2 protein-coding genes and 2 pseudogenes are annotated in these 3,816 nt (G+C 72.2%); 1 reads left to right on the forward strand and 3 read right to left on the reverse strand.

All coding sequences use genetic code 11. The annotated features are described in order from the left end of the window. Positions 1 to 243, forward strand: a pseudogene (locus MXD58_RS22550) (ATP-binding protein); the annotation flags it as partial. 97 nt (positions 244 to 340) lie between these two features. Here the strand turns inward: MXD58_RS22550 and MXD58_RS22555 are convergent. From MXD58_RS22555 to MXD58_RS22565, 3 genes and pseudogenes are all read right to left on the reverse strand, one after another. Continuing rightward, positions 341 to 1,594: an ABC transporter substrate-binding protein gene (locus MXD58_RS22555; protein ID WP_248838740.1), complete on the reverse strand. Its 1,254-nt coding sequence runs from the start codon at positions 1,592 to 1,594 to the stop codon at positions 341 to 343. Between the two features lie 294 nt (positions 1,595 to 1,888). Further along, positions 1,889 to 3,043: a hypothetical protein gene (locus tag MXD58_RS22560; protein ID WP_250609874.1), complete on the reverse strand. Its 1,155-nt coding sequence runs from the start codon at positions 3,041 to 3,043 to the stop codon at positions 1,889 to 1,891. Beyond that, positions 3,040 to 3,816, reverse strand: a pseudogene (locus tag MXD58_RS22565) (hypothetical protein); the annotation flags it as partial. The gene MXD58_RS22560 and the pseudogene MXD58_RS22565, both read right to left, overlap by 4 nt.

Genomic DNA, 3,816 nt, shown 5'->3' on the forward strand with positions numbered 1-3,816 from the left:
TATTCAGGCCGCATAATAGCGAAAGACGCAGAGCGGAACGCGAACCGATCTACACCACTCCACGGGGCATTATCCTGCTTCGACGGCGTCCTGCGGCACTCGATCGAGGACGTCCGCGAGGCGTTGCAGGTCGGCCCGGCCGTGCCGATCATCACCTGCGACGCCCGCAACCGGGACTCGACCAAGAGCGCACTGATCGCGGTCGTCGAGCACACCATGTCCCGCGCCGCGGCCCGCGCCTAGCAGGGTTGCGCGTCAGACCATGACGCGCAACGCGTGAGGGGCCCCGTGGACGGTTTTCGCCACGGGGCCCCTCACGCGTTGCGGGCCCGACCGACCGCTAGGCCGGGGACGGCAGCTCCCGGAGCTGGCCGCCCAGCGGGACCTTGGTGTTGCCGCTGTTGTCCACGATCTTCAGGGCGAAGTCGTTCTCGACCTGGACCCACTGACCGCCGACGACAGGTATCCGCGCCACGTTCTTCGGCACGTTCTGCTGGGAGCCGAAGGCCACCGGGCCGACGATCGTCTGGGCGTCGACGGCCCGGATCGCGCTGGCGATGTCCTCCTTCTGCAGCGACGCGGCGCCACTGAGCGCCTTCGCCGCCACCTCGAACAGGGCGTGGCTGAAGCCCAGTCCGGTCGTCCAGGCCCGGCCCCGGTCCTTGGCGAAGGCGTCGGCGAGGTCCTTGGAGGACTTGCCGCTCAGCGAGCTGCGGTAGGGATGAGACGGCGACCAGCCGATCTCCGTGGTCAGGCCATCACCGTTCGAGCCGAGGGTGCGCAGGTCGGTCTGGTGGTCCAGCGCCTTCGACATCGTCAGCGCCTTCGGCCTGAACGTGCTGACCTGACGGATGGCCCGCTGCAGGGTCGCGAAGTCGGCCGCCTGCGCGACGCCGATGACCGCCCCGACCTCCTGGGACCTGAACGCGGAGACATAGTCGTCGAACGACGTCGCCCCGGCCTCGAAGCCCCCGTTGCCCGGCGAGACGACCTGGAAACCGTAGTTACTGATCGTCGGAATTCCAAAGTCCCGGCTGGCGAATGCACGGCCATCATCATCGTCGGAGTACACCAGGCCCACTTTGGTGATGCCCAGCTGCTTCCACATGGACACCGCATCGTTGACGATGTCCTCCATCCCCCACGAAAAGTGATAGGTCCAGTGGAAGGGCATGTCGACGTTCCCGCCCCGGCCGGTCCACCAGGACTGCCAGGGCGCGAGGGTGGAGATGCAGGGCACCTGGTTGATCTCGCACTGGTCGGACACCGGAATGGCGGTGTCCGAGGTACCACCCACGAGCACCAGGTCGACCTTGTCCTTGAAGACAAGGTCCGCGGCCGCGACGCCGGCCCGCTGCCGGTCGGACTGGGAGTCCCGGAGAATGATCTCCACCGGGTAGGTCCGACCGGCCACCTTGATGCCATCGGCGAACAAGGTTCGCATCGTCTGGATCACGTAGGACTCGACGATGCTGTAGAGGCCGAGTTTGCCCGTACGCGGCACGACATAGCCGATCCGCACCGTACGCGGTCCGTCTGAGCTGGAGGAACCGCCGCCACATGCGGCGAGCAGGCCGGCGGCCGGGGCGGCCACCGCGGCACCCCCGGCCCACCTCAGCAGATGTCGCCGGTTGACCGAGCCTGGGCCGGTCCCACCGGCGGCCGGCGCGCGGCCGCCGACTCCGCCGGCCGCGTCATTGTTGTCACCGGCGGCCGCAGACTGCCAGCCACCTGCACGGTAAGACCTGAACATGGCACCTGATCCTGCCTTACGCCGGTTTAAACCCGGCAACCGGGGTCCGAAACCAAGTAGATCACCTAGATGCAAAGACGGGCTCAACCGACATTTCGCACACCTTGCTCACGTTCGGCAGGGGGGCGAATGTTCTCAGTTCACTCCGCAGAATCGATGCTGCGCGGAGCCGCTCGCTTTGAGTTCAAGGGTGCCTTGCGCCCGGCCACGGATTCCGGCCCCCGGCTTCGCGATGTGCGTGCCGGTCAGATCCTTCAGCGGGCCGCTGGTGAACTTCACGTCACCGATCACATTCCCGCCGTCATTACCCGCCACCGCCGTGATCGTGTACTGGCCAGCTCCGCCCTGCCAACTGTAGGAGCCATCCGCTCTGGCGACGACAAGTACGCCGACGACGTCCTTGGACAGCAAGAACGGGTTGGTGCCCGTCACCAGTCGGCACTGCCAGCTTCCGTCGATCATCGCCTTGCCGGTCAGCGCGTCCGGGTTCGTCGGGAGCGCGGTGGCCGACACGTCGGCGGCCGTGGTCGCCGACGGCGCCGCGCCACCCCCGCCATGCCCGCTCAGCAGGGCGTAGCCACCCACTCCAAGCAGGGCGACGACCAGGGCGACGGCCAGCGGACCGATCCAGCCCTGGCGCAGCCAGGCCAGTGCGTCCGCCGCCAGCGGCCCGTCCTCGTCGTCGAGCGGACCGGCCGAGCGGTCGGTGGGTTCGAGCAACGCCGAGGAGGCCGCGTGGCGGTGGTCGGCGCGGCGCCGGGGCACCGCGTGGGAGCCGGTTGTCGCACCGCCGGAGCGGGCCGCCGCGCGCCGGCCACCAGGACCGGTCGCACTCCCCCTGGCCCCGGAGCGCCGGCGTCGCTCGCCGGTCTCGGGGCCGCGGTCCTCGACACCTCCGTCGTCCGCCGCACGGTCGCCGGACGTCGAGGCGACCGGCTGCAGGCTGTTGGTGTCCGTCACCGGATTGGGGGTGCGGCGGCGGTCCGCGGGCACGCTGCGCGCCCCCGTCCTGCGCACCGATCGGGACGGCTGCCAGCCGCTGTCGCCGTCGCCGGGCGCAGCGAGCGCACCGCCGCGGCTCTGGCCGCCGGCTCGGCGGTTCACCAGCGAGGTCATCTCGGCCGGAGTCTCAGGGCGGCGGCCAGGCGTGCCAGCCCCACCCCGACCCGGTCGCGAGCCGCCGCCGGAGGTCTGGCCGGGCTTGCCCGGTCCATCGGCTGCCGGCCGGGCGCCTGGCTGCGGCCCGGAACCGGGCGCGTCGTCCCGGTACAGCGGCCGCGCCGTCGTCATCGTCTCCTCGACGCGGCGGGCCGGCGGGGCGGCCGGCCGGTGCCCTGCGCCGGCGCGGGCTCCAGCTCCGGGCGACTCGGCCGCACCGACGGAGTCGGCCGGCCGGACCGGGCTTCCAGGGCGGTCGAGGGCTGGTCCATGGGCAGCGCGCCGGGTGTATGCCACCCGGTGCCCCCGTCGGCCGGTCCCGTCGACCGGCGGCGAAGCACCGGCAGCGGCCCCGACAACGGATCGTCGCGTTCGGGAGTCGACCCGGGCAGGCCAGGCGGCGGCGCCGGCCGCACGAAACTGCCGGTGTCGGTCAGCGGATTGCGCCAGCCCGAGTCCCTGGCGACCGGGTTCCACGCCTCGGCCGATCCGGCCGGCGGGGCCGCGGCACGCCCGCGTCCCGGCGCCGCCTCGCCAGGTGCGTCCGGCGGGCGCGCTCCCGCGGACCGGCCGAGAGCCGGGGCGGACGCAGCCGCCCCGGCGACAGTGGACGGGGACGGGGGAGGCTGCGCCCGGCTCGGCGCCGACCCGGCGGCGCGAACCGGACCGGTGGGATGGTAGTTGTCGGCACCGAAGCCCCTCGGCGGCGTGGAGGGGTACGGCGTGATCTGCCCGGCGGGGTCCGAGCGATGCAGGTCGGGGCGCTCGCTCGACCCGGGTACCGGCCACAGCCGCGGCGAACTGTGGCCGTTCCAGGGGTCGACGGGCCTGGGCGCGGCGGGACGGGCGTCCGCGGGCGGCATCCGGGTGGCATCCGGGGTCGGCGGCCGGCCCGTGCCCCCGGC

The sequence above is a fragment of the Frankia sp. AgKG'84/4 genome (genome assembly GCF_023242965.2).
Classification (GTDB): Bacteria; Actinomycetota; Actinomycetes; order Frankiales; family Frankiaceae; genus Frankia.

Coding starts and splice junctions, on each gene's coding strand:
- MXD58_RS22560 (WP_250609874.1), bottom strand. CDS start 3,043: ATGACGACGGCGCGGCCGCTGTACCGGGACGACGCGCCCGGTTCCGGG.